Raw genomic sequence first — 19901 nt, forward strand, 5'->3', positions numbered from 1 at the left:
AGACACTGGTGTACTGGACAGGTCTGCACAACCCGTATCGGGAAAGTGCAAACATACATGCATGTATGTTTGCGGATTCGGCTACCATCGCTGCTGTATTGCGCGCGGGGATTGCCGTGCGCGCGGACCATCGTTTCTGCATACCACCCCTTTTTTCTTCTGCATGCCTGAGCCCTCGCCCTTTGCCGAATTGCGCAACGTCACGTTCTCCTACGGTGACCGTGCCATCCTGCGCGACGTGTCGCTGACCGTGCCGCGCGGCAAGGTCACGGCGCTCATGGGGGCCTCGGGCGGGGGCAAGACCACGGTGCTGCGCCTCATCGGTGGGCAGCAGCAGGCGCAGCAGGGCGAGGTGCTGTTCGATGGCCAGAATGTGGGGAAGATGGACGCGGCCGGCCTTTATGCAGCGCGGCGGCGCATGGGCATGCTGTTCCAGTTCGGTGCCCTGTTCACCGACCTCGATGTGTTCGAGAACGTGGCCTTTCCGCTGCGCGAGCACACCGATCTGCCCGAGGCGCTGGTGCGCGATGTGGTGCTCATGAAGCTCAATGCCGTGGGCCTGCGCGGTGCGCGCGACCTCATGCCCAGCGAGATATCCGGCGGCATGGCCCGGCGCGTGGCGCTGGCCCGCGCCATCGCGCTCGACCCTGAACTCGTCATGTACGACGAGCCCTTTGCCGGGCTTGATCCCATTTCGCTGGGCACTGCCGCCCAGCTCATCCGCCAGCTCAACGATGCCATGGGGCTCACCAGCATCGTGGTCTCGCACGACCTGGAGGAGACCTTCCGCCTGGCCGACCACGTGATCATCCTCGGCGAAGGCGTGGTCGCCGCGCAGGGCACGCCCGACGAGGTGCGTGCCAGCAAGGACCCGCTGGTGCACCAGTTCGTGCACGCGCTGCCCACCGGGCCCGTGCCCTTCCATTACCCGGGGCCGACGGCGGAGCAGGACTACGGCCCTGCCGGGGGGATAGGCCTGTGAGCTGGTACCAACCTTCCGATGTGGGCCTGGCCGTGCGCCAGCAGCTGGCCGACATCGGCGCTGCGGCGCACCTGTTCGTGCGCCTGGTGCGACTGTTCGGTGCCACCTTTTTGCGGCCGTCGCTGGTGCGCGACCAGGTGCACTTCCTGGGCAACTATTCGCTGGCCATCATCGCCGTCTCGGGCCTGTTCGTGGGCTTTGTGCTCGGCCTGCAGGGCTACTACACGCTGCAGCGCTACGGCTCGTCCGAGGCACTGGGCATGCTCGTGGCGCTGTCGCTGGTGCGCGAGCTCGGGCCCGTGGTCACGGCGCTGCTGTTTGCAGGACGTGCAGGCACCTCGCTCACGGCCGAGATCGGCCTCATGCGTGCGGGCGAGCAGCTCAGCGCCATGGAGATGATGGCCGTGGACCCGGTGCGGCGCATCCTGGCGCCGCGCTTCTGGGCGGGTGTCATCACGATGCCGCTGTTGGCCGCCGTGTTCAGCGCCGTCGGTGTGATCGGTGGCTGGGTGGTCGGCGTGGTGCTCATCGGCATCGACCCCGGCGCCTTCTGGAGCCAGATGCAGGGCGGGGTGGATGTGTGGAAGGATGTCGGCAACGGCGTTCTCAAGAGCGCGGTGTTCGGTGTCACCGTCACCTTCGTGGCGCTGCTGCAGGGCTATGCCGCCAAGCCCACGCCCGAGGGCGTGTCGCGCGCGACCACACGCACGGTGGTGATGGCATCGCTGGCAGTGTTGGCGTTGGACTTCCTCCTCACCGCCCTGATGTTCAGTATCTGATGCCGGGCAACCACCGGCAGACGAAGAAAAGAGACCTTAACGATGCAACGCTCCAAGAATGATGTCTGGGTAGGCCTGTTCGTGATGCTGGGCATCGCGGCGCTGGTGTTCCTGGCCCTGCAGTCGGCCAACCTGCTGACCCTCAATTTCCAGCGCGGCTACCAGCTCACCGCGCGCTTTGACAACATTGGGGGCCTCAAGCCACAGGCTGCCGTGCGCAGCGCCGGTGTGGTCGTGGGCCGGGTCGAGTCCATCGCCTTCGATGACAAGACCTACCAGGCGCGCGTCACGCTGGCCATGCAGGACCGCTATGCGTTCCCCAAGGACAGCTCGCTCAAGATCCTCACCAGCGGCCTGCTGGGCGAGCAGTACATCGGCATCGAGGCCGGCGGCGATGAGAAGAACCTCGCGGCGGGCGACATGATCACCGCCACGCAGTCCGCCGTGGTGCTGGAAAACCTGATTGGACAATTTCTTTACAGCAAAGCCGAAGACGGCAGTAAGCCCGCAGGGGCAGGTAGCAAAAAATGATGAACAGGACGCAAGCGGGCACGGCCCGCGACGATGAAAACCACCCCGCGAATGGCGCTGCAATGCTGCGGCGCACCGGCCGGGCCCTGGTAGCCGTGCTGGGGCTCGCCTTGCTGGTCGGCTGCGCGAGCGGCCCCCGCAACGACCCGCGCGACCCGCTGGAACCCTACAACCGCGGGGTCACCAAGTTCAACGAACAGGTCGATGCCCTGGTGCTCAAGCCCGTGGCCACGGCCTACAAGGAAGTCACGCCGGCTCCGGTGCGCACCGGGGTGAGCAACTTCTTCGCCAACCTGACCGACGTCTGGTCCTTCGTGAACAACGTGCTGCAGTTCCGGCTCGAAGGTGCCGCTTCCAGCTTCATGCGCGTGAACGTGAACACCTTCCTCGGCCTGGGGGGCGTGCTGGATGTCGCCAGCGAGCTGGGTATCGACCGTTACCGCCAGGACTTCGGCCTCACGCTGGGCCGCTGGGGCGTGGACACCGGTCCCTATGTGGTGCTGCCCATTTTCGGGCCCTCCACGGTGCGCGATACCTTTGCCCTGCCGGTCGACATGATGGGCAACCCCGTGCGCTACGTGGACCCGACCTCGGCCCGCAATTCGCTGTATGCCTTGCGCGCGGTGGATGTGCGTGCCAACCTGCTGCGTGCGGGTTCCGTGCTCGACAGTGCTGCGCTCGACAAGTACAGCTTCACGCGCGACGTGTTCCTGCAGGTGCGCAGCCAGGCCGGCGAGGCGCCGTACGACAAGGACAAGGATGATGGTGCCCAGGACTCCAAGGACGGCATGCTGCCCGAGGAGCCCCCTGCGGACGCCAGGAAGCGCTGATTTTCCCGCCGGGTAGGTGTTGCACTTGCTTGCACACCGCAACCTGGCCGAAGCATATGGATGGCCCCTCGGGCCCACAATGAAATCAAGGGTGCCTTGCCCGCCCCAATGAAAGCAGATGACATGATGATGAATCGACGACTCGTGGGCCATATCGCCCTGGCCCTGGCGGCCACCGCAACGCTGGGCCTGCCCCTGTCGGCCCTGGCCGCAGATGAAGCCCCCGACGCCTTGATCAAGCGCCTGTCCACCGACGTGCTGAACACCGTCAAGGCGGACAAGGCCATCCAGGGCGGAGACCTGTCCAAGGTGATCGCGCTGGTGGACAAGACGGTCATGCCCAACGTGAATTTCCGCCGCATGACCGCCGCCGCCGTGGGCCCGGGCTGGCGCCAGGCCACGCCTGAGCAGCAAAAGCGCCTGCAGGACGAATTCAAGATTCTGCTGGTGCGCACCTATGCGGGTGCGCTGGCCCAGGTGAATGACCAGACCATCCAGGTCAAGCCCCTGCGCGGCGATCCCGCCGACAAGGACGTGGTGGTGCGCACCGAGATCGTGGGCCGCGGCGACCCGATTCAGCTCGACTACCGTCTGGAGAAGACCCCGGGCGATGGCGCCGGCTGGAAGATCTACAACCTCAACGTGCTCGGCGTGTGGCTGGTGGAAACCTACAAGGGCCAGTTCGCGCAGGAAATCAACGCCAAGGGCGTGGATGGCCTGATTGCCTCGCTGGAAGCGCGCAACAAGTCCAATGCCGGCACCAAGGGCTGACACAGGGCCTTCCACCGTGCCTGTCCTGGTCCTTCCGCAGGAACTGACGCACCGCCAGGCACCGGCGTGCCTGCGCATGCTGCTGCAGGGCCTGAAGGTGCACAAGGAGCCGGGCGTGGTGGTGGATGCCCAGGCGCTGTCCGTGTTCGACACCTCCGCGCTGGCGGTGCTGCTCGAATGCCGGCGCGAGGCGCTCTCGGACCGCAAGACCTTTGCCGTACAGGGACTGCCCGCAGCGCTGACCAGCATGGCTGGGCTGTACGGCGTTGCAGATCTGCTGCCTGCAGCCTGACCCGTCTGGCAGGGGCTACCGGGGCCGGCGCAGCAGGTTTGTGCACCAGGCCTTAAAATCAGCGGCTCATGCCCGCAGTCTCATTCCAAGCCGTTTCCAAGACCTTTGATACGCCCAAAGGCCCTTTCCAGGCACTCAACCAGGTCAGCCTGGACATCGAGGAAGGGGAGTTCTTCGGACTCCTCGGCCCCAATGGTGCCGGCAAGACCACCCTGATCAGCATCCTCGCCGGCCTGGCCCGGCCCAGCAACGGCCGTGTGCTGGTGCAGGGCAGCGACGTGCAGGCGCAGTTCGCCGAGGCCCGGCGCAAGCTCGGCGTGGTGCCGCAGGAGCTGGTGTTCGACCCCTTCTTCAACGTGCGCGAGGCGCTGCGCATCCAGTCAGGCTACTTCGGTGTGAAGAACAACGACGCCTGGATCGACGAGTTGCTGCACCACCTGGGCCTCACGGACAAGGCCAACGCCAACATGCGCCAGCTTTCGGGTGGCATGAAGCGGCGCGTGCTCGTGGCCCAGGCCCTGGTGCACAAGCCGCCCATCATCGTGCTCGACGAGCCCACCGCCGGGGTGGACGTGGAGCTGCGCCAGACCCTGTGGCAATTCATCGCCCGCCTGAACAAGGAAGGGCACACCGTGCTGCTCACCACGCACTACCTTGAGGAGGCAGAAGCTTTGTGCAACCGCATTGCCATGCTCAAGACCGGGCAGGTGGTGGCCCTGGCCGATACCAGCGAACTGCTCAAGGCCGCCTCGGGCAATGTGCTGCAGTTCAAGGCCGACGTGGAGCTGCCGCCCGCACTGGCGCGCCTGGCGCGCGTCACCGGCCGCATCGTGCAGATGCCGGCGCACGACGCGCGCGAGATCGAGGAGCACCTGGCCGCGCTGCGCGTGGCGGGTGTGGAGGTGCATGACATGGAGATCCGCCGCCCCGACCTGGAGGATGTGTTCCTGCAGGTGATGGCCGGCACATCGGCGTCGCACCCGCCGCCTGCGGCCTCTGCCGCTCCCGCAGCCCTGGGAGCCCACGCATGACCGGCTGGCAAACCCTGTTCTACAAGGAACTGCTGCGCTTCTGGAAGGTGGGCTTCCAGACCGTGGCCGCGCCGGTGCTCACCGCCGTTCTGTACCTGCTGATCTTTGGCCACGTGCTCGAAGACCATGTGAAGGTCTATGACCGCATCAGCTATACAGCCTTCCTGGTGCCCGGCCTGGTGATGATGAGCGTGCTGCAGAACGCCTTCGCCAACAGCTCGTCGAGCCTGATCCAGAGCAAGATCATGGGCAGCCTGGTGTTCGTGCTGCTCACGCCCCTGTCGCACTGGGCCTGGTTCGTGGCCTATGTGGGCTCCTCCATCGTGCGCGGGCTGGCCGTGGGGCTGGGGGTGTTCATCGTCACGGTCGCCTTCGCGCGACCGGAGTTCGCAGCGCCGTTGTGGATCATTGCATTTGCCGTGCTGGGGGCGGGCCTTCTGGCCACGCTCGGGCTCATCGCCGGGCTGTGGGCCGACAAATTCGACCAGATGGCCGCGTTCCAGAACTTCGTGATCGTGCCGATGACCTTCCTGTCCGGCGTGTTCTACTCCATCCAGTCCCTGCCGCCGTTCTGGCAGATCGTGAGCCACCTGAACCCGTTCTTCTACATGATCGACGGTTTCCGCTACGGTTTCTTCGGCCAGAGCGACACCTCGCCCTGGCTCAGCCTCGGTATCGTGGGTTTGGCCTGGCTCGCGGTCAGCTGGCTGGCCGTGCACCTGCTGCGCACCGGCTACAAGATCCGCCATTGACCGATATTGAACCGCCCGGGAGCGGTTCGCGGTACCCTTGCCGCCCGCCCCGGATGCAGACAACCACGCCCCACCCATGACCGCCGACCAACTCAAAGACCTCATCGCCGCCGGCCTGGCCTGCGAGCACATCGACCTGCAGGGCGATGGCCGCCACTGGTACGCCACCATCGTCTCGGCCGAGTTCGAGGGCAAGCGCCTCATCCAGCGCCACCAGCGCGTGTACGCCACGCTGGGCACGCGCATGCAGACGGACGAGGTGCATGCCCTGTCCATGAAGACCTTCACGCCCGCCGAATGGGCAGTGCAGCCGCGCTGAGCCGCTGCTACCCCGGCACCTCCCACTACTTTTTCACTGGTTTCGTGATGGACAAACTCCTCATCCGTGGTGGCCGCACCCTGCAGGGCGAGGTGCTGGTCTCCGGCGCCAAGAATGCCGCGCTGCCCGAACTTTGCGCCGCGCTGCTCACGGCCGAGCCGGTCACCCTGCTCAATGTGCCCCAGTTGCAGGACGTGAGCACCATGCTGACCCTGATCCGCAACATGGGCGTGGCGGCCGAGCGTGCACCCGACGGCACCGTGCGCATCGACGCCAGTGGCCTGAACACGCCCGAGGCCCCGTACGAGCTGGTCAAGACCATGCGCGCCTCGGTGCTCGCCCTGGGCCCGCTGCTGGCGCGCTTCGGCGAGGCCACGGTGTCGCTGCCCGGCGGCTGCGCCATCGGCTCGCGCCCGGTGGACCAGCACATCAAGGGCCTGGCCACCATGGGGGCCGAGATCGTGGTCGAGCACGGCTACATGATCGCCAAGCTGCCCGCCGGCGCCACGCGCCTGAAGGGCGCGCGCATCACCACCGACATGGTCACGGTGACCGGCACCGAGAACTTCCTCATGGCCGCGGCGCTGGCCGAGGGTGAGACGGTGCTGGAAAACGCCGCGCAGGAGCCCGAGATCATCGACCTGGCCGAGATGCTGATCGCCATGGGCGCGAAGATCGAAGGCCACGGCAGCAGCCGCATCCGCATCCAGGGCGTGGAGCGTCTGAACGGCTGCACCCACCGTGTGGTGGCCGACCGCATCGAGGCCGGCACCTTCCTGTGCGCGGTGGCCGCCACCGGCGGCGACGTGGTGCTGCGCCATGGCCGCGCCGACCACCTCGATGCCGTGATCGACAAGCTGCGCGAGGCCGGCGTGCAGGTGCAGGCTGTGGATGGCGGCATCCGCGTGCAGAGCCCCGGCGCCGGCAAGCTGCGCGCCCAGGGTTTCCGCACCACCGAATACCCGGGCTTTCCCACCGACATGCAGGCCCAGTTCATGGCACTCAACTGCGTGGCGCAGGGCACCTCCACGGTGACGGAGACCATCTTCGAAAACCGCTTCATGCATGTGGACGAGCTGGTGCGCCTGGGTGCCCGCATCCAGACCGATGGCAAGGTGGCCGTGATCGAGGGCCTGGGCAACGCCGAGGCCGTGAATCCACCCCTGTCGGGCGCCACCGTGATGGCCACCGACCTGCGTGCGTCGGCCAGCCTGGTGATTGCCGGCCTGGTGGCCGACGGCGAGACCGTGGTGGACCGCATCTACCATCTGGACCGTGGCTACGATTGCATGGAAGCCAAGCTGCGCGGCATCGGAGCGGACATCGAGCGGATGTCCTGACCGCCACACCGCCCGCGCCCCTTTTCAGAGAACCCGTATGACCATGATCACCCTCGCCCTGTCCAAGGGCCGCATCTTCGACGAGACCCTGCCGCTCCTGGCCGCTGCCGGCATCAAGGTGCTCGAAGACCCCGAAAAATCGCGCAAGCTCATCCTGCCCACCAACCAGCCCGACGTGCGCGTGGTGCTGGTGCGCGCCACCGACGTGCCCACCTACGTGGAGTACGGCGGCGCCGACATCGGCGTGACCGGCAAGGACACCCTCATCGAGCATGGCGGCCAGGGCCTGTACCAGCCGCTGGACCTGCAGATCGCCAAATGCCGCGTGAGCGTCGCCGTGCGCAACGACTTCGACTACGAGCGCGCCGTCAAGCAGGGCTCGCGCCTGAAGGTGGCCACCAAGTACACCTCCATCGCGCGCGACTTCTTCGCCACCAAGGGGGTGCACGTGGACATGGTCAAACTCTATGGCAGCATGGAGTTGGCGCCGCTGATCGGCCTGTCCGACGCCATCGTCGACCTGGTGTCCACGGGCAATACTCTGAAGGCCAACCACCTCGTGGAGGTCGAGCGCATCATGGACATCAGCTCCTACCTGGTCGTCAACCAGGCCGCGCTCAAGCTCAAGCAGGCCCCGCTGCGCCGCATCATCGATGCCTTTGCTGCGGCCACCGCAGCGCGCGCCTGAACGAATCACCGATTTCCCACAGCGACAGAGACCCGAAAGCCATGCAAGCCAAGCCCGTACGCCTGAGCACCGATAGCGCCGATTTCGAAGCCGCCTTCCGCGATCGCCTGCATTGGTCCGCCGACACGGATGCGGCCATCGAGCAGCGCGTGGCCGACATCCTGGCCGATGTGCGGGCGCGTGGCGATGCCGCCGTGCTCGACTACACGGCGCGTTTCGACGGCCTGGCGGCTGATTCCATGGCCGGGCTCGAACTCACGCAGGCCGATTTCAAGGCCGCGTTCGACGCCATTCCCGCGGCCCAGCGCGATGCCCTGCAGGCCGCCGCCAGGCGCGTACGCAGCTACCACGAGGCGCAGAAGAAGGCCTCGGGCGAGAGCTGGAGCTACCGCGACGAGGACGGCACCCTGCTGGGCCAGAAGGTCACCCCGCTCGACCGCGTGGGCATCTACGTGCCCGGCGGCAAGGCGGCCTATCCGTCGAGCCTGCTCATGAACGCCATCCCCGCCCACGTGGCCGGCGTGCAGGAGATCATCATGGTGGTGCCCACGCCCGTTCGCGGCAGCGTCGCCACCGGCGGCTCGGGCGCGCAGCTGGCATCCACCAAGGGCGAACGCAACGAGCTGGTGCTGGCGGCGGCCTACGTGGCTGGCGTCACGCGCGCCTTCACCATCGGCGGGGCGCAGGCCGTGGCCGCGCTGGCCTATGGCACCGACACCGTGCCCAAGGTCGACAAGATCACCGGCCCGGGCAACGCCTACGTGGCCAGCGCCAAGAAGCGCGTGTTTGGTACCGTGGGCATCGACATGATCGCCGGCCCCAGCGAAATCCTGGTGCTGGCCGACGGCAGCACCCCGGCCGACTGGGTGGCGATGGATCTGTTCTCCCAGGCCGAGCACGACGAGCTGGCGCAGAGCATTCTGCTGTGCCCCGACGCGGCCTACATCGACGCCGTGCAGGAGGCCATCGACCGCCTGCTGCCCACCGTGCCCCGCGCCGAGATCATCGCCAAGAGCCTGAACGGCCGGGGCGCCCTGATCCACACGCGCAGCATGGAAGAGGCCTGCGCCATCAGCAACCGCATCGCCCCCGAGCACCTGGAGGTGAGCAGCAACGAACCGCACCGCTGGGAGCCCCTGCTGCGCCACGCGGGCGCCATCTTCCTCGGGGCCTATACCAGCGAAAGCCTGGGCGACTACTGCGCAGGCCCCAACCATGTGCTGCCCACCAGCGGCACGGCACGCTTCAGTTCGCCACTGGGCGTCTACGACTTCCAGAAGCGCAGCAGCCTCATCGAGGTGAGCGAGGCCGGCGCTCAGGCCTTGGGCACCATCGCGGCCGAACTGGCCTATGGCGAGGGCCTGCAGGCCCATGCCCGCGCCGCCGAGCTGCGGCTCAAGCCCGTGCCGCCAGCCCGGGGCTGATAGCCTTTTTTCAGGCCGCCTGCAGGCGGATGGACGCGCCCGGCGCGGGCACATCGGCCGCCGCTGAACGGTCCAATACATCCGAATTCCGGTGCCGCGCCCAGCTCAGGCGCGCCGGGCGGCCACCCTCGGCGCTCACGCGCAGCCGCACCGGCCCGGCGAACGACAGGCGCTGGCCTGCATCGAGGAAATAGTCTTCCAGCAGGCCATCGCAGGTGACCCAGACGCGGCCCTGCTCGACTTCGAGCAGGCCGGTTTCGCCCGTGCGGAATTCGAGCGCCTGCACGGCCTGCAGAGGCGGCAAGGGTTGGCGGTTCCACTGCAGCGCCAGGGCCTGTGGCCGCAGCGGTGGGACAGTGGGCAAAGCGGGGGAGGGGGTGTGCAGTGAGTTCATGCCTTGCACTGTGCGCGCCCGCGCCCTGGGCCACCAGCCACAGCACGGCGCGAGCTGGTGCAGTACAGATCCCCCGCTGCGGGGCTCTGTGTCGTATTGACTGGGGTCAATCTGTACTGGCCACCGCTGGCCCTGCCAGTACAGAATGAAGCCATGGACGCCGTGGAAACCACCCCCCTCTACCTGCAGATCGCGGCCCAACTGGCCGAACTGGTGCGCAACGGCACCCTGGCGCGCGGCGAGAAGATGCCTTCGGTGCGCGAACTGGCGCGCCAGCGCGGCGTGGCCCAGAGCACCGTGGTGCAGGCCTACCACTGGCTCGAGGACGCGCGGCTGATCACGGCGCGCCCGCGCTCGGGCTTCTTCGTGGCGGCGCGCCCTGTCAACCTGCCCGAGCCCACCACCCCACGCCCGCTGCGCCGCCCGCGCGAGGTGTCGGTGGACTGGCTGGGCCAGCGCATCATGGGCCGTGCCCAGCCGGCGGACATGCTCTCGTTCAGCAGCGGCACCCCGGGGCCCGACATGCTCAACCCCGACCGCGTGCGCCGCGCGGTGGTGCGCTCCGTGCAGCGCAACCGTCAGCTGCTGTGCACCTATCCCTCGTCGGCCGGGCAGGAGGAGGCGCGGCGCGCCCTGGCGCGCTATGCCGTGGGCCTGGGCTGCAGCCTGGACCCCGAGAACATCGTGATCACCGGAGGCTGCATGGACAGCATCGCCCTGTGCCTGCGCGCCGTCACCCAGCCGGGCGACGTGGTGGCGCTGGAGTCGCCCACGCACTTTTCCTTCCTCGAAGTGCTGCAAGGCCTGCACCTCAAGGCGCTGGAGATCCCCACGCACCCGCGCCACGGCATCTCGCTCGATGCGCTGCAGCTTGCGCTCGATACGCAGCCCGTGAAGGCCCTGATGGTGGTGCCCACGCTGAGCAACCCGCTGGGCAGCTGCATGCCCCAGCCCGAGCGTCGCCGGCTGGCGCAGATGGCCTCGCGCCACGGCATGGCGGTGATCGAGGACGCGATCTACGCCGACCTGGCCGAGTCCGACGAGATGCGCCGCACCGTCAAGTCCTACGACACCACGGGCCACGTGATGCTCTGCGACTCGTTCTCCAAGACCCTGGCCCCGGGCCTGCGCCTGGGCTGGGTCGAGGCCGGGCGCTGGACCGAGCAACTGCGCAGCATCAAGGACATGCAGGCCGGCGGCCAGTCGGCCGTGCTGGAGCTGGCGCTGGCCGACCTCATCAACCAGAGCGGGCATGCGGCCGCCATGCGCCAGCTGCGCGCGGCGGCTGCGGCCCGGCTCGACGAGGTGCGCCACACCATCGGCGCGCACTTTCCGCCGGGCACGCGGGTCAGCGACCCGCCCGGCGGCATGCTGCTGTGGGTGGAGCTGCCGCGCGCGCTCGACTCGGTGCAACTGCATGAAGCCTGCCTGGCCGAACACATCCTGATCGCCCCCGGCACCGTGTTCAGCGCCAGCGGGCGCTTTCGCAACTGCCTGCGCATCGGCGTGGGGGGCGACTGGACCCCGGAACACCTGGTGGCCCTGCGCACCGTGGGCGAGATGGCCTGCCGCGTGCTCCAGGCCACCGATCGCAAGGTCGCCTGAATTTCTACACGAACTTCGTGGAGCACGAACTTCGTGTAATATGGATCCCATGAAAAACGTCACCATCACCATGGACGACGCCGCCGCCGAATGGGTGCGCATCGAAGCCGCCAAGCGCGGCAGCAGCGTGTCGCGCCTGGTGGGCGAGTGGCTGGCCGAAAAGATGCGCCAGGAAGACGCCTACGCCCAGGCCATGCGCGAGGCGCTGGGCTTCGAGAGCTGGGGCGCTTCCAGCGGCCCCTATGTGCCGCGCGAAATCCTGTTCCAGCGATGAGCAGCACCGTGCCCTTGTTCGTCGACACCGAGCTGCTGCTGGCCAGCGTGGACGACCGCGACCCAGTGCGCCAGGCGCGGGCCCGCGAGTGGCTGGGCTTTTGCTGGCAGACGCGCAGCGGGCGCATCAGCTCCCAGGTGCTCAACGAGCTGTACAACCAGGCCATCCAGCGCTTCGAGGGCCCGCGCACCGTGCCCCTGGTGCGCGCCCAGGTGCGGCGCCTGCGCGTGTGGCTGCCGCCGCACCTCGACGCCTACACCGTGGACGGCGCCTGGGACCTGCAGGACCGCTATGGTCTGGGCTACTGGGACGCGCTCATCGTCTCCTCGGCCCACCAGCAGGGCTGCCGCTACCTGCTCACCGAGGCGCTGCCGCACGATCAGGTGCTGGACGCCGTGCGCTGCATCAACCCCTTTCTTGTCGCCCCCAACGAACTGGACACCGCCGAATGACCACCACTGCCCCGCCTCTGGCCGCCCTGAACCGCATCCGTGCCGACGTGCGCGCCATGCATGCCTATGCCGTGCAGCCGTCCACCGGCATGCTCAAGATGGACGCGATGGAAAACCCGTTTCGCCTGCCCGCCCACCTGCAGGCCGCGCTGGGCCAGCGCCTGGGCGCGCTGGCGCTCAACCGCTACCCGGGCGAGCGCCTGAACGACCTGAAGGCCGCGTTGGCGAAGTACGCCGGCATGCCCGAGGGTCACGGCATCGTGCTGGGCAATGGGTCCGACGAACTCATCACCCTGCTGGCCCTGGCCTGCGCCCAGCCCGGCGAGCGTGCCACCATGCTGGCGCCCATGCCCGGCTTCGTGATGTACCCGCTGAGCGCGCAACTGCAGGGCCTGGATTTCGTGGGCGTGCCGCTCACTGCCGATTTCGAGCTCGACGAGCCGGCCATGCTGGCCGCCATCGCCCAGCACCGCCCGGCCATCACCTACATCGCCTACCCCAACAACCCCACGGCCACGCTGTGGGATGAGGGCGCGGTGCAGCGCATCATCGACGCGGTGGGCGCACAGGGCGGCTTCGTGGTGATGGACGAGGCCTACCAGCCCTTCGCCAGCCGCACCTGGATCGACCGCATGCGCGCCGAACCGGCGCGCAACGGCCATGTGCTGCTCATGCGCACGCTCAGCAAGTTCGGCCTGGCCGGGGTGCGCCTGGGCTACCTCATCGCGCCAGCGGCCGTGACCACCGAGATCGACAAGGTGCGCCCGCCCTACAACGTGAGCGTGCTCAACTGCGAGGCAGCGCTGTTCGCGCTGGAGCATGCCGACGTATTCGCCGACCAGGCCGCCGAGCTGCGCGCCCAGCGCACACTGCTGGTGCAGGCCCTCAGGGCCCTGCCGGGCATCGAAAAGTGCTGGGACAGCGAGGCCAACATGGTGCTGGTGCGTGTGGCCGATTCCGCCACAACCTGCGAGGGCATGAAAAAGCGCAAGGTCCTCGTCAAGAACGTTTCTACAATGCACCCCATGCTGGTGAACTGCCTGCGCCTCACGGTGGGCAACGCCGACGACAACGCGCAGATGCTTGCTGCGCTCCAAGCCTCCCTATGACTTCTTCTGCACTCGTTCCCTCCGCCTCGACCGACCCACAGGCCGACCGCACCGCCGAGGTCAGCCGCAACACCGCCGAGACGCACATCACCGTGCGCATCAACCTCGACGGCACCGGCCAGGCCAAGCTGCACACCGGCATCGGCTTTTTCGACCACATGCTCGAACAGATCGCCCGCCACGGCCTGATCGACCTGGAGGTCGACTGCGACGGCGACCTGCACATCGACGGCCACCACACGGTGGAAGACGTGGGCATCACCCTGGGCCAGGCCTTCGCGCGCGCCGTGGGCGACAAGAAGGGCATCACCCGCTACGGCCATGCCTATGTGCCGCTGGACGAGGCGCTGAGCCGCGTGGTGGTCGATTTCTCGGGCCGCCCCGGGCTGCACCTGCACATCCCGTTCACGGCGGGCAGCATCGGCGGCTTCGACACGCAGCTCACCTACGAATTCTTCCAGGGCTTCGTGAACCACGCGGGCGTGACGCTGCACATCGACAACCTCAAGGGCATCAACGCGCACCACCAGTGCGAAACAGTGTTCAAGGCCTTTGCCCGCGCGCTGCGCTCGGCCCTCACGCGCGACCCGCGCGCCGCCGGCACCATTCCGTCCACCAAGGGCAGTCTCTGATTCCCACACGCTGAAAAAAGGCCGCTACCGATTTTTCGCCAAGCGCCGATAGCTATGAATATGGAAGCAAAAACCGTCGCCGTGGTTGATTACGGCATGGGCAACCTGCGCTCGGTGTCGCAGGCCGTGCAGGCTGCGGCCGAAGGCTCGGGCTGGACCGTGGTCGTCACCTCGCGCCCCGAAGACGTGCGCGCCGCCCAGCGCATCGTGCTGCCGGGGCAGGGCGCCATGCCCGACTGCATGCGCGAGCTGCGCGACTCGGGCCTCTCGGAGTCCGTGCTCGAAGCTGCGGCCAGCAAACCGATGTTCGGAGTGTGCGTGGGCATGCAGATGCTGCTGGACCACAGCGCCGAGGGCGACACGCCCGGCCTGTCGCTGATCCCTGGCGAGGTGCGAAAGTTCGACCTCGCCGGCCGCAACCAGCCCGATGGCAGCCGTTTCAAGGTGCCGCAGATGGGCTGGAACCAGGTGCGCCAGGTGGCGCACGGCGGTGCGGTACATCCGGTATGGTCCGGCGTGCCTGACGGCAGCTACTTCTATTTCGTGCACAGTTTCTATGCCCGGCCGCAGAATGCAGCGCACTGCGCGGGCGAGGCCGACTACGGCGGTGTGTTCGCCGCAGCGATTGCACGCGATAATATTTTTGCCACGCAGTTCCACCCCGAGAAAAGTGCGGAGCACGGCCTGGCGCTGTACCGCAATTTCCTGCACTGGAACCCCTGAGTTTTCATTTCCAACCCTGTTCGGGCCGAGCCCGGCCTCGCCCTTTTTCACCCGAACCCACCATGCTGCTCATTCCCGCCATCGACCTCAAGGACGGCCACTGCGTACGCCTCAAGCAAGGCGACATGGACCAATCCACCACCTTCGGTGAAGACCCTGCCGCCATGGCGCGCAAGTGGCTGGAGGCCGGCGCACGCCGCCTGCACCTGGTGGACCTGAACGGCGCCTTTGCCGGCGTGCCCAAGAACTTCAGCGCGATCAAGTCCATCCTGCAGGAAGTGGGCGAGGACATCCCGGTGCAGCTCGGTGGCGGTATCCGCGACCTGGACACCATCGAAAAATACATCGATGGCGGCCTGCGCTACGTGATCATCGGCACGGCGGCGGTGAAGAACCCCGGCTTCCTCAAGGACGCCTGCAGTGCCTTCGGCGGCCACATCATCGTCGGCCTCGATGCCAAGGACGGCAAGGTTGCCACCGATGGCTGGAGCAAGCTCACCGGCCACGAGGTCGTGGATTTGGCCAAGAAGTTCGAGGACTGGGGCGTCGAGTCCATCATCTACACCGACATCGGCCGTGACGGCATGCTCTCGGGCATTAACATCGAAGCCACCGTCAAGCTCGCGCAGTCGCTGAGCATCCCCGTGATCGCCTCGGGCGGCCTGTCGAACATGGCCGACATAGAGAAGCTCTGTGCGGTCGAGGGTGAGGGCGTCGAAGGCGTGATCTGCGGGCGCGCCATCTACAGTGGGGACCTCGATTTCGCGGCAGCGCAGGCGCGTGCCGATGAACTCAATGGCTGACGCGTAAAGCGCGCCCCAACGACTACCTTTGACTGACATGCTTGCCAAACGCATCATCCCCTGCCTGGACGTGACCGGAGGCCGCGTGGTCAAGGGCGTCAACTTCGTCGAGTTGCGCGATGCGGGCGACCCCGTCGAGATCGCCGCGCGCTACAACGCGCAGGGCGCCGACGAGCTGACCTTTCTCGACATCACCGCCACCAGCGATGGGCGCGACCTGATCCTGCCCATCATCGAAGCCGTGGCCAGCCAGGTGTTCATTCCGCTCACCGTCGGCGGAGGCGTGCGCACGGTGGCCGATGTGCGCCGCCTGCTCAATGCGGGCGCGGACAAGACCAGCTTCAACTCGGCCGCGATTGCCGACCCCGGCGTGATCAATGCGGCATCGGACAGGTACGGTGCGCAGTGCATCGTGGTGGCCATCGATGCCAAGCGCCGCTCTGAAGAGGATGCGCAGCGCACCGGGGCCGACGGCAAGGCCGTGGGCCCGGGTTGGGATGTGTACAGCCATGGTGGGCGCAAGAACACCGGCCTGGACGCCGTGGCCTGGGCCACCGAGATGGCGCGCCGCGGCGCGGGCGAGATCCTGCTCACCAGCATGGACCGCGACGGCACCAAGGCCGGCTTCGACCTGGCGCTGACGCGTGCGGTGAGTGATGCGGTGAGCGTGCCCGTGATCGCCTCGGGCGGCGTGGGCAACCTCGACCACCTGGCCGACGGCATCCAGATCGGCGGCGCCGACGCGGTGCTGGCCGCCAGCATCTTCCACTATGGTGAGTACACCGTGGGCCAGTCCAAGCAGCACATGGCGGGGCGGGGCATCCCGGTGCGGCTGTTATGAGGGGCTCCTTGCGGGCCCTGGCCGCTGCCATGGCCCTGTGAGCCGGTTTTGCCGCCATGCCAGCCGCAGCACAGCAGGTGCCGGCGCCGTCCTATGCGCGCGGCTATTTCGACCGCATTCCCTGCGTGGACCGCATCGGTCGTTGCTTTGACGCGACCATCGGCGGCAAGGCGGTGCAGGTGATTGCCGACAAGGCCGAGTACGAAAAGCTCAAGGCCCTCCTGGCCGAGCTCAACGACAACGTGCGCGAGGTCTACTGGATCGTGCGCGAACCGGTGGACGGCAAGGTGGCGCTCGACGTGCTCACACGCCCCAACGCCATGGGCCTGGCCCATGTGGGCGAAGAAAAGGAAGAGCCCGACGTCACGGTCTACGGGCTCGATGGCCAGGATCTGGAGAGCGAGACTGAAATGGTGGCGCAACAGAGCGTGCGCGTGAACGGCCAGCCGGTCGTCACGCAGCAAGAGACGCTGACGCAGGACTTTCTGCCTCCCGGCCGCTACGTGATCGCCATCAAGTACCTGGGCCGCAAGAACTGGGACCGCAAGCGGGTCTTCCTCACGGTGGCAAAGCCCTGAGGGGCTGAGTGGCTAGGGTGCAGGCCAGCGTGAGTGCCTGAATCCATCGGTGGCAGGGGGCGGCGGGCCTTCTAGCGGCAGCCACAGCTGCACCACCGTGCCGCCCAGGTGACCCGGAAGTATCCGCGCATGGCCACCCAACTGGCGCGCACGTTCGTCAATGTGGTTCAGCCCCCGCCCCGGGGTGTTGCCTGCCAGGGAGGGCAGCCCGCGGCCATCGTCCTCGATCTGAACGCAGACCCCCGGCCCCGTGTCCACAGTGGCCGATAGCGTGACATTGGCCGCCCCGGAGTGCTTGACCACGTTGGCCAGCGCCTCCTGCACGATGCGCAGCACGTGCAGCGCCGCAGGCGCATCCAGCCAGGGCAGCGGCGGAAGGTCGTCCATGTGCCAGTGCAGGGTGATGCCGCCCTGTGCCAGCCGGTGGCCTACGCGCTGGCGCAGGGTTGCCAGCAGGGTGGTCAGGTCCTGGTCGATGGGCTCCATCGAATCGATGGTCAGGCGCAAGTCTTCCAGGCAGTCGCGCAGCACCTGGGCCACATCGCCCTGCGACAGGCGTCCTTGTTCCATCTGTCCCAGCGACGACACCAGCATGGCACCCAGGCCATCGTGCATGTCGCGCGTGAGCCGCTGGCGCTCCGTCAGCCGCACGCGCTCGTTTTCCACCTCGGCCAGCAGGGCGAAATTGCCCTGCAGCGCGCGCTGCTGCTCCGAGAGCTTGTCCTGCAGCACCTGGGCCGCGCCTTCCGCGTGCTCCAGCGCGCCGATGTAGCGGCGGTTCACGGCGTACAGGAAAGCGCCCAGCACCAGCACCATCGCGTAAGGCATGAGGTACAGGCTCTCGGGCGATATGCGCAGCTGCAGCAGCGCCAGGTCGTGCACGCCCAGGCCCAGGCAGATGCACAGCGCCAGCGCCAGCACCCGCAACTCGCGGCTGCCCCGCCAGGCCGACCCGGCGATGAGCAGGGTCACGCCCATGGCGACCAGCGTATTGGCGGCATGCAGCAGCAGCGGCGTATCCAGAGCCCAGGGCAGGAACGGCATGGACATGGCCGATACCAGGACCGCAAAGCCCAGCAGCAGGCGCTCTACCCACGGAAAGCGACGCGTGGCAAAACGCAGCGAAAACAGGTAGACCAGCAGCATGACCCAGGTCATCGAGGCATCGGTGGCCCACCAGAACCAGCGCAGGGCGTCGAGGTTCTGTGGCAGCTCGATGCCGTAGTGCAGGTTGCGCAGCCACCAGGCCAGCGATGCCAGGCCGAAGTACAGGTAGGCCGTGTCCTTGCGGCGGTGCCACCAGAACGCCAGCGAGAACAGCCCGAGCATGACGAGCGTGGTGCTGGCCGCCAGGGGCACGGTGACGACCCAGCGCTGGCGTGCCGACCACAGGCTCTGCAGTTCAGTCTCCGCGCCCAGCCACAGACGGCTCAGTGCATAGCTGCCGTCGGCGCGCGGTGGCAGCGCGAGGAACAGCAGGCAACTGCCGTGGGGCTGGGCGGCGGCGCTGGGCAGCCGCAGCAGGATGGGCTGGTTCCACTGCGAGGGCCAGGCCGGGCTGTTGTCCAGCAACTGGCGCGTGGCCTGTGCATTGCGCAGCCATACCTGCAGGGGGCCGCCGTTCACGCGGGGCAGGTACAGGGCCAGCGTCTCCTGGGCTGCCGGCACAGGGCATGCCGTGCGGTACCAGACCGTGGGCAGGGGCAGATTGACGGCTGCCCGTGTGGTGGCCTTGCGCTGTATGGCCTGGGGCAGGTCGACAGGGTGCCACTGCCCCTGCGCTCCCTCCCCCGGCGGGCCGATGGAGGGCTCGGACCCCGGCACGGGCTCCCAGCGCTCCACGCGCGAAACCATGGCATTGGTGATGTCGGTGGCCGGTTCCAGCAGGCTTGCATGCGCCAGCGATGGGGCCCAATCCAGCAAGTGCGCCAGGGCCAGGCAGGCAGATGCCATCCAGCGCCAACCCTGTCGGCCTGGGGCTGGCGTGCCGGGCTGCAGGGTGCGGGAGGGGCGGGCCACGGAAATGCCGGTGCAGTGCTGGGCTGGGCTGGGGCCGTCAGTCGCCCATCAGCCCGCGCTTGCGGGCTTCGTAGACCGCCTCGGAGCGGGAGTGCACCTGCAGCTTGCGGTAGCTGCGCTTGACGTAGGTGAGCACGGTCTGCTGGCTCACGCCCATCATCTGTGCGATCTCGCGGTAGCTGTAGCCCTTGGCGGCCAGGCCGAGCATCTCGCATTCGCGGTCGCTGAGCAGGCCTGCGTCGGCCTCGCTGGCGACGGTATCCGGCAGGCTGGCCTGCGCGCGCTGGCGCGAGCTGCCCGCAGGGGCCAGCCGGGTCAGCAGGCGCCGGGCGATCACCGGGCTGATGGGGCTGCCGCCTGCGTGCACGGCGCGCACCATCTCGGCCAGGTCCAGGGCCGGTGTGTCCTTGAGCACGTAGCCCGTGGCGCCGGCTGCCAGTGCCTGCATGACATGGGCCTCGTCGCCGAACACGGTGACCACCACCACCTCGCAGTGGGGCGCAATGCCCGCGCTGCGCGCGATCACCTCGATGCCGTTGAGGTCGGGCAGGCCCAGGTCCAGCAGCAGCACCTGGGGCTGGTGCCGGGCCAGCAGGGCCAGGCCCGAGGCCGCGTCACCGGCGGCACCCACCAGGCGCAGGTCGGGCGCGGCGGCAATGCTGTCGCACAGGCGCTGCCTGAACGGGGGGTCGTCCTCGATCACGAGCACGGAGAGCAAAGCGGACATGGGGG

24 protein-coding genes are annotated in these 19901 nt (G+C 67.7%); 21 read left to right on the forward strand and 3 right to left on the reverse strand.

Annotated elements, in window-relative coordinates:
* Positions 1-163 precede the first annotated feature (163 nt).
* From ACSQ3Y_RS06980 to hisD, 12 genes are all read left to right on the forward strand, one after another.
* A complete protein-coding gene (locus tag ACSQ3Y_RS06980; RefSeq protein ID WP_436176836.1) occupies positions 164-982 on the forward strand; it encodes an ABC transporter ATP-binding protein in 819 nt (272 codons plus the stop codon).
* The gene (gene mlaE, locus ACSQ3Y_RS06985) at positions 979-1761 is read left to right on the forward strand and encodes a lipid asymmetry maintenance ABC transporter permease subunit MlaE (RefSeq protein ID WP_057265187.1); all 783 of its coding nucleotides are present in this window, start codon (positions 979-981) and stop codon (positions 1759-1761) included. The genes ACSQ3Y_RS06980 and mlaE overlap by 4 nt, the downstream gene beginning before the upstream one ends.
* Before the next feature lie 42 nt (positions 1762-1803).
* Complete coding sequence (gene mlaD / locus ACSQ3Y_RS06990) at positions 1804-2292, forward strand: outer membrane lipid asymmetry maintenance protein MlaD (RefSeq protein WP_057265185.1); 489 nt, start codon at positions 1804-1806, stop codon at positions 2290-2292.
* A gap of 62 nt (positions 2293-2354) precedes the next feature.
* Positions 2355-3122 carry an MlaA family lipoprotein gene (locus ACSQ3Y_RS06995; RefSeq protein WP_436180095.1) on the forward strand — a complete coding sequence of 256 codons (768 nt, stop codon included), beginning with the start codon at positions 2355-2357 and terminating at the stop codon, positions 3120-3122.
* A 123-nt stretch (positions 3123-3245) separates the two neighbouring features.
* On the forward strand, positions 3246-3893 hold the full coding sequence (locus tag ACSQ3Y_RS07000; RefSeq protein ID WP_057265301.1) for an MlaC/ttg2D family ABC transporter substrate-binding protein: 648 nt from the start codon (positions 3246-3248) through the stop codon (positions 3891-3893).
* A complete protein-coding gene (locus ACSQ3Y_RS07005; RefSeq protein ID WP_057205081.1) occupies positions 3874-4185 on the forward strand; it encodes an STAS domain-containing protein in 312 nt (103 codons plus the stop codon). The genes ACSQ3Y_RS07000 and ACSQ3Y_RS07005 overlap by 20 nt, the downstream gene beginning before the upstream one ends.
* 68 nt (positions 4186-4253) lie before the next feature.
* On the forward strand, positions 4254-5216 hold the full coding sequence (locus ACSQ3Y_RS07010) for an ABC transporter ATP-binding protein (RefSeq protein ID WP_428002427.1): 963 nt from the start codon (positions 4254-4256) through the stop codon (positions 5214-5216).
* A complete protein-coding gene (locus tag ACSQ3Y_RS07015) occupies positions 5213-5968 on the forward strand; it encodes an ABC transporter permease (RefSeq protein ID WP_057265180.1) in 756 nt (251 codons plus the stop codon). The genes ACSQ3Y_RS07010 and ACSQ3Y_RS07015 overlap by 4 nt, the downstream gene beginning before the upstream one ends.
* A 76-nt stretch (positions 5969-6044) precedes the next feature.
* On the forward strand, positions 6045-6287 hold the full coding sequence (locus ACSQ3Y_RS07020) for a BolA family protein (RefSeq protein ID WP_436176837.1): 243 nt from the start codon (positions 6045-6047) through the stop codon (positions 6285-6287).
* Between the two features lie 47 nt (positions 6288-6334).
* Entirely contained in the window at positions 6335-7627 is a 1293-nt protein-coding gene (gene murA / locus ACSQ3Y_RS07025; RefSeq protein WP_057265299.1) for a UDP-N-acetylglucosamine 1-carboxyvinyltransferase, read from the forward strand.
* Between the two features lie 43 nt (positions 7628-7670).
* Positions 7671-8315, forward strand: coding sequence for an ATP phosphoribosyltransferase (gene hisG, locus ACSQ3Y_RS07030; RefSeq protein ID WP_369818120.1), 645 nt, complete (start codon positions 7671-7673; stop codon positions 8313-8315).
* Positions 8316-8356: 41 nt separating this feature from the next.
* The gene (gene hisD / locus ACSQ3Y_RS07035) at positions 8357-9739 is read left to right on the forward strand and encodes a histidinol dehydrogenase (protein ID WP_057205069.1); all 1383 of its coding nucleotides are present in this window, start codon (positions 8357-8359) and stop codon (positions 9737-9739) included.
* Between the two features lie 10 nt (positions 9740-9749).
* On the opposite strand, the gene ACSQ3Y_RS07040 is transcribed toward hisD, so the two are convergent.
* Positions 9750-10133, reverse strand: coding sequence for a DUF2917 domain-containing protein (locus tag ACSQ3Y_RS07040; protein ID WP_436176838.1), 384 nt, complete (start codon positions 10131-10133; stop codon positions 9750-9752).
* 153 nt (positions 10134-10286) lie between these two features.
* On the opposite strand from ACSQ3Y_RS07040, the gene ACSQ3Y_RS07045 reads away from it, so the two are divergent.
* The 9 genes from ACSQ3Y_RS07045 (at position 10287) to ACSQ3Y_RS07085 (ending at position 17150) form a co-directional block, all read left to right on the forward strand.
* Complete coding sequence (locus ACSQ3Y_RS07045) at positions 10287-11738, forward strand: PLP-dependent aminotransferase family protein (protein ID WP_057265170.1); 1452 nt, start codon at positions 10287-10289, stop codon at positions 11736-11738.
* Positions 11739-11787: 49 nt separating this feature from the next.
* A complete protein-coding gene (locus ACSQ3Y_RS07050; protein ID WP_057205247.1) occupies positions 11788-12012 on the forward strand; it encodes a hypothetical protein in 225 nt (74 codons plus the stop codon).
* Complete coding sequence (locus ACSQ3Y_RS07055) at positions 12009-12464, forward strand: PIN domain-containing protein (RefSeq protein WP_057265168.1); 456 nt, start codon at positions 12009-12011, stop codon at positions 12462-12464. The genes ACSQ3Y_RS07050 and ACSQ3Y_RS07055 overlap by 4 nt, the downstream gene beginning before the upstream one ends.
* Positions 12461-13573, forward strand: coding sequence for a histidinol-phosphate transaminase (hisC, locus tag ACSQ3Y_RS07060; protein WP_057205057.1), 1113 nt, complete (start codon positions 12461-12463; stop codon positions 13571-13573). The genes ACSQ3Y_RS07055 and hisC overlap by 4 nt, the downstream gene beginning before the upstream one ends.
* Positions 13570-14205: an imidazoleglycerol-phosphate dehydratase HisB gene (hisB, locus tag ACSQ3Y_RS07065; RefSeq protein ID WP_057205054.1), complete on the forward strand. Its 636-nt coding sequence runs from the start codon at positions 13570-13572 to the stop codon at positions 14203-14205. Before hisC ends, hisB begins: the two co-directional genes overlap by 4 nt.
* Positions 14206-14259: 54 nt before the next feature.
* Entirely contained in the window at positions 14260-14928 is a 669-nt protein-coding gene (gene hisH / locus ACSQ3Y_RS07070) for an imidazole glycerol phosphate synthase subunit HisH (protein ID WP_057265166.1), read from the forward strand.
* 62 nt (positions 14929-14990) lie between these two features.
* On the forward strand, positions 14991-15731 hold the full coding sequence (hisA, locus tag ACSQ3Y_RS07075) for a 1-(5-phosphoribosyl)-5-[(5-phosphoribosylamino)methylideneamino]imidazole-4-carboxamide isomerase (protein ID WP_057205049.1): 741 nt from the start codon (positions 14991-14993) through the stop codon (positions 15729-15731).
* A 37-nt stretch (positions 15732-15768) separates the two neighbouring features.
* A complete protein-coding gene (hisF, locus tag ACSQ3Y_RS07080; protein ID WP_057205046.1) occupies positions 15769-16572 on the forward strand; it encodes an imidazole glycerol phosphate synthase subunit HisF in 804 nt (267 codons plus the stop codon).
* A gap of 56 nt (positions 16573-16628) precedes the next feature.
* Entirely contained in the window at positions 16629-17150 is a 522-nt protein-coding gene (locus ACSQ3Y_RS07085) for a hypothetical protein (RefSeq protein WP_436176839.1), read from the forward strand.
* A 12-nt stretch (positions 17151-17162) separates the two neighbouring features.
* On the opposite strand, the gene ACSQ3Y_RS07090 is transcribed toward ACSQ3Y_RS07085, so the two are convergent.
* Positions 17163-19169, reverse strand: a complete 2007-nt coding sequence (locus ACSQ3Y_RS07090; RefSeq protein WP_436176840.1) for a sensor histidine kinase — start codon at positions 19167-19169, stop codon at positions 17163-17165.
* Positions 19170-19206: 37 nt separating this feature from the next.
* Positions 19207-19896 (reverse strand): response regulator, encoded by a 690-nt coding sequence (locus tag ACSQ3Y_RS07095; RefSeq protein ID WP_428002418.1) that lies wholly within the window; start codon positions 19894-19896, stop codon positions 19207-19209.
* Between the last annotated feature and the right edge of the window lie 5 nt (positions 19897-19901).

It is taken from the genome of Acidovorax sp. LjRoot66, from assembly GCF_964253305.1.
Taxonomy (GTDB): domain Bacteria; phylum Pseudomonadota; class Gammaproteobacteria; order Burkholderiales; family Burkholderiaceae_C; genus Acidovorax.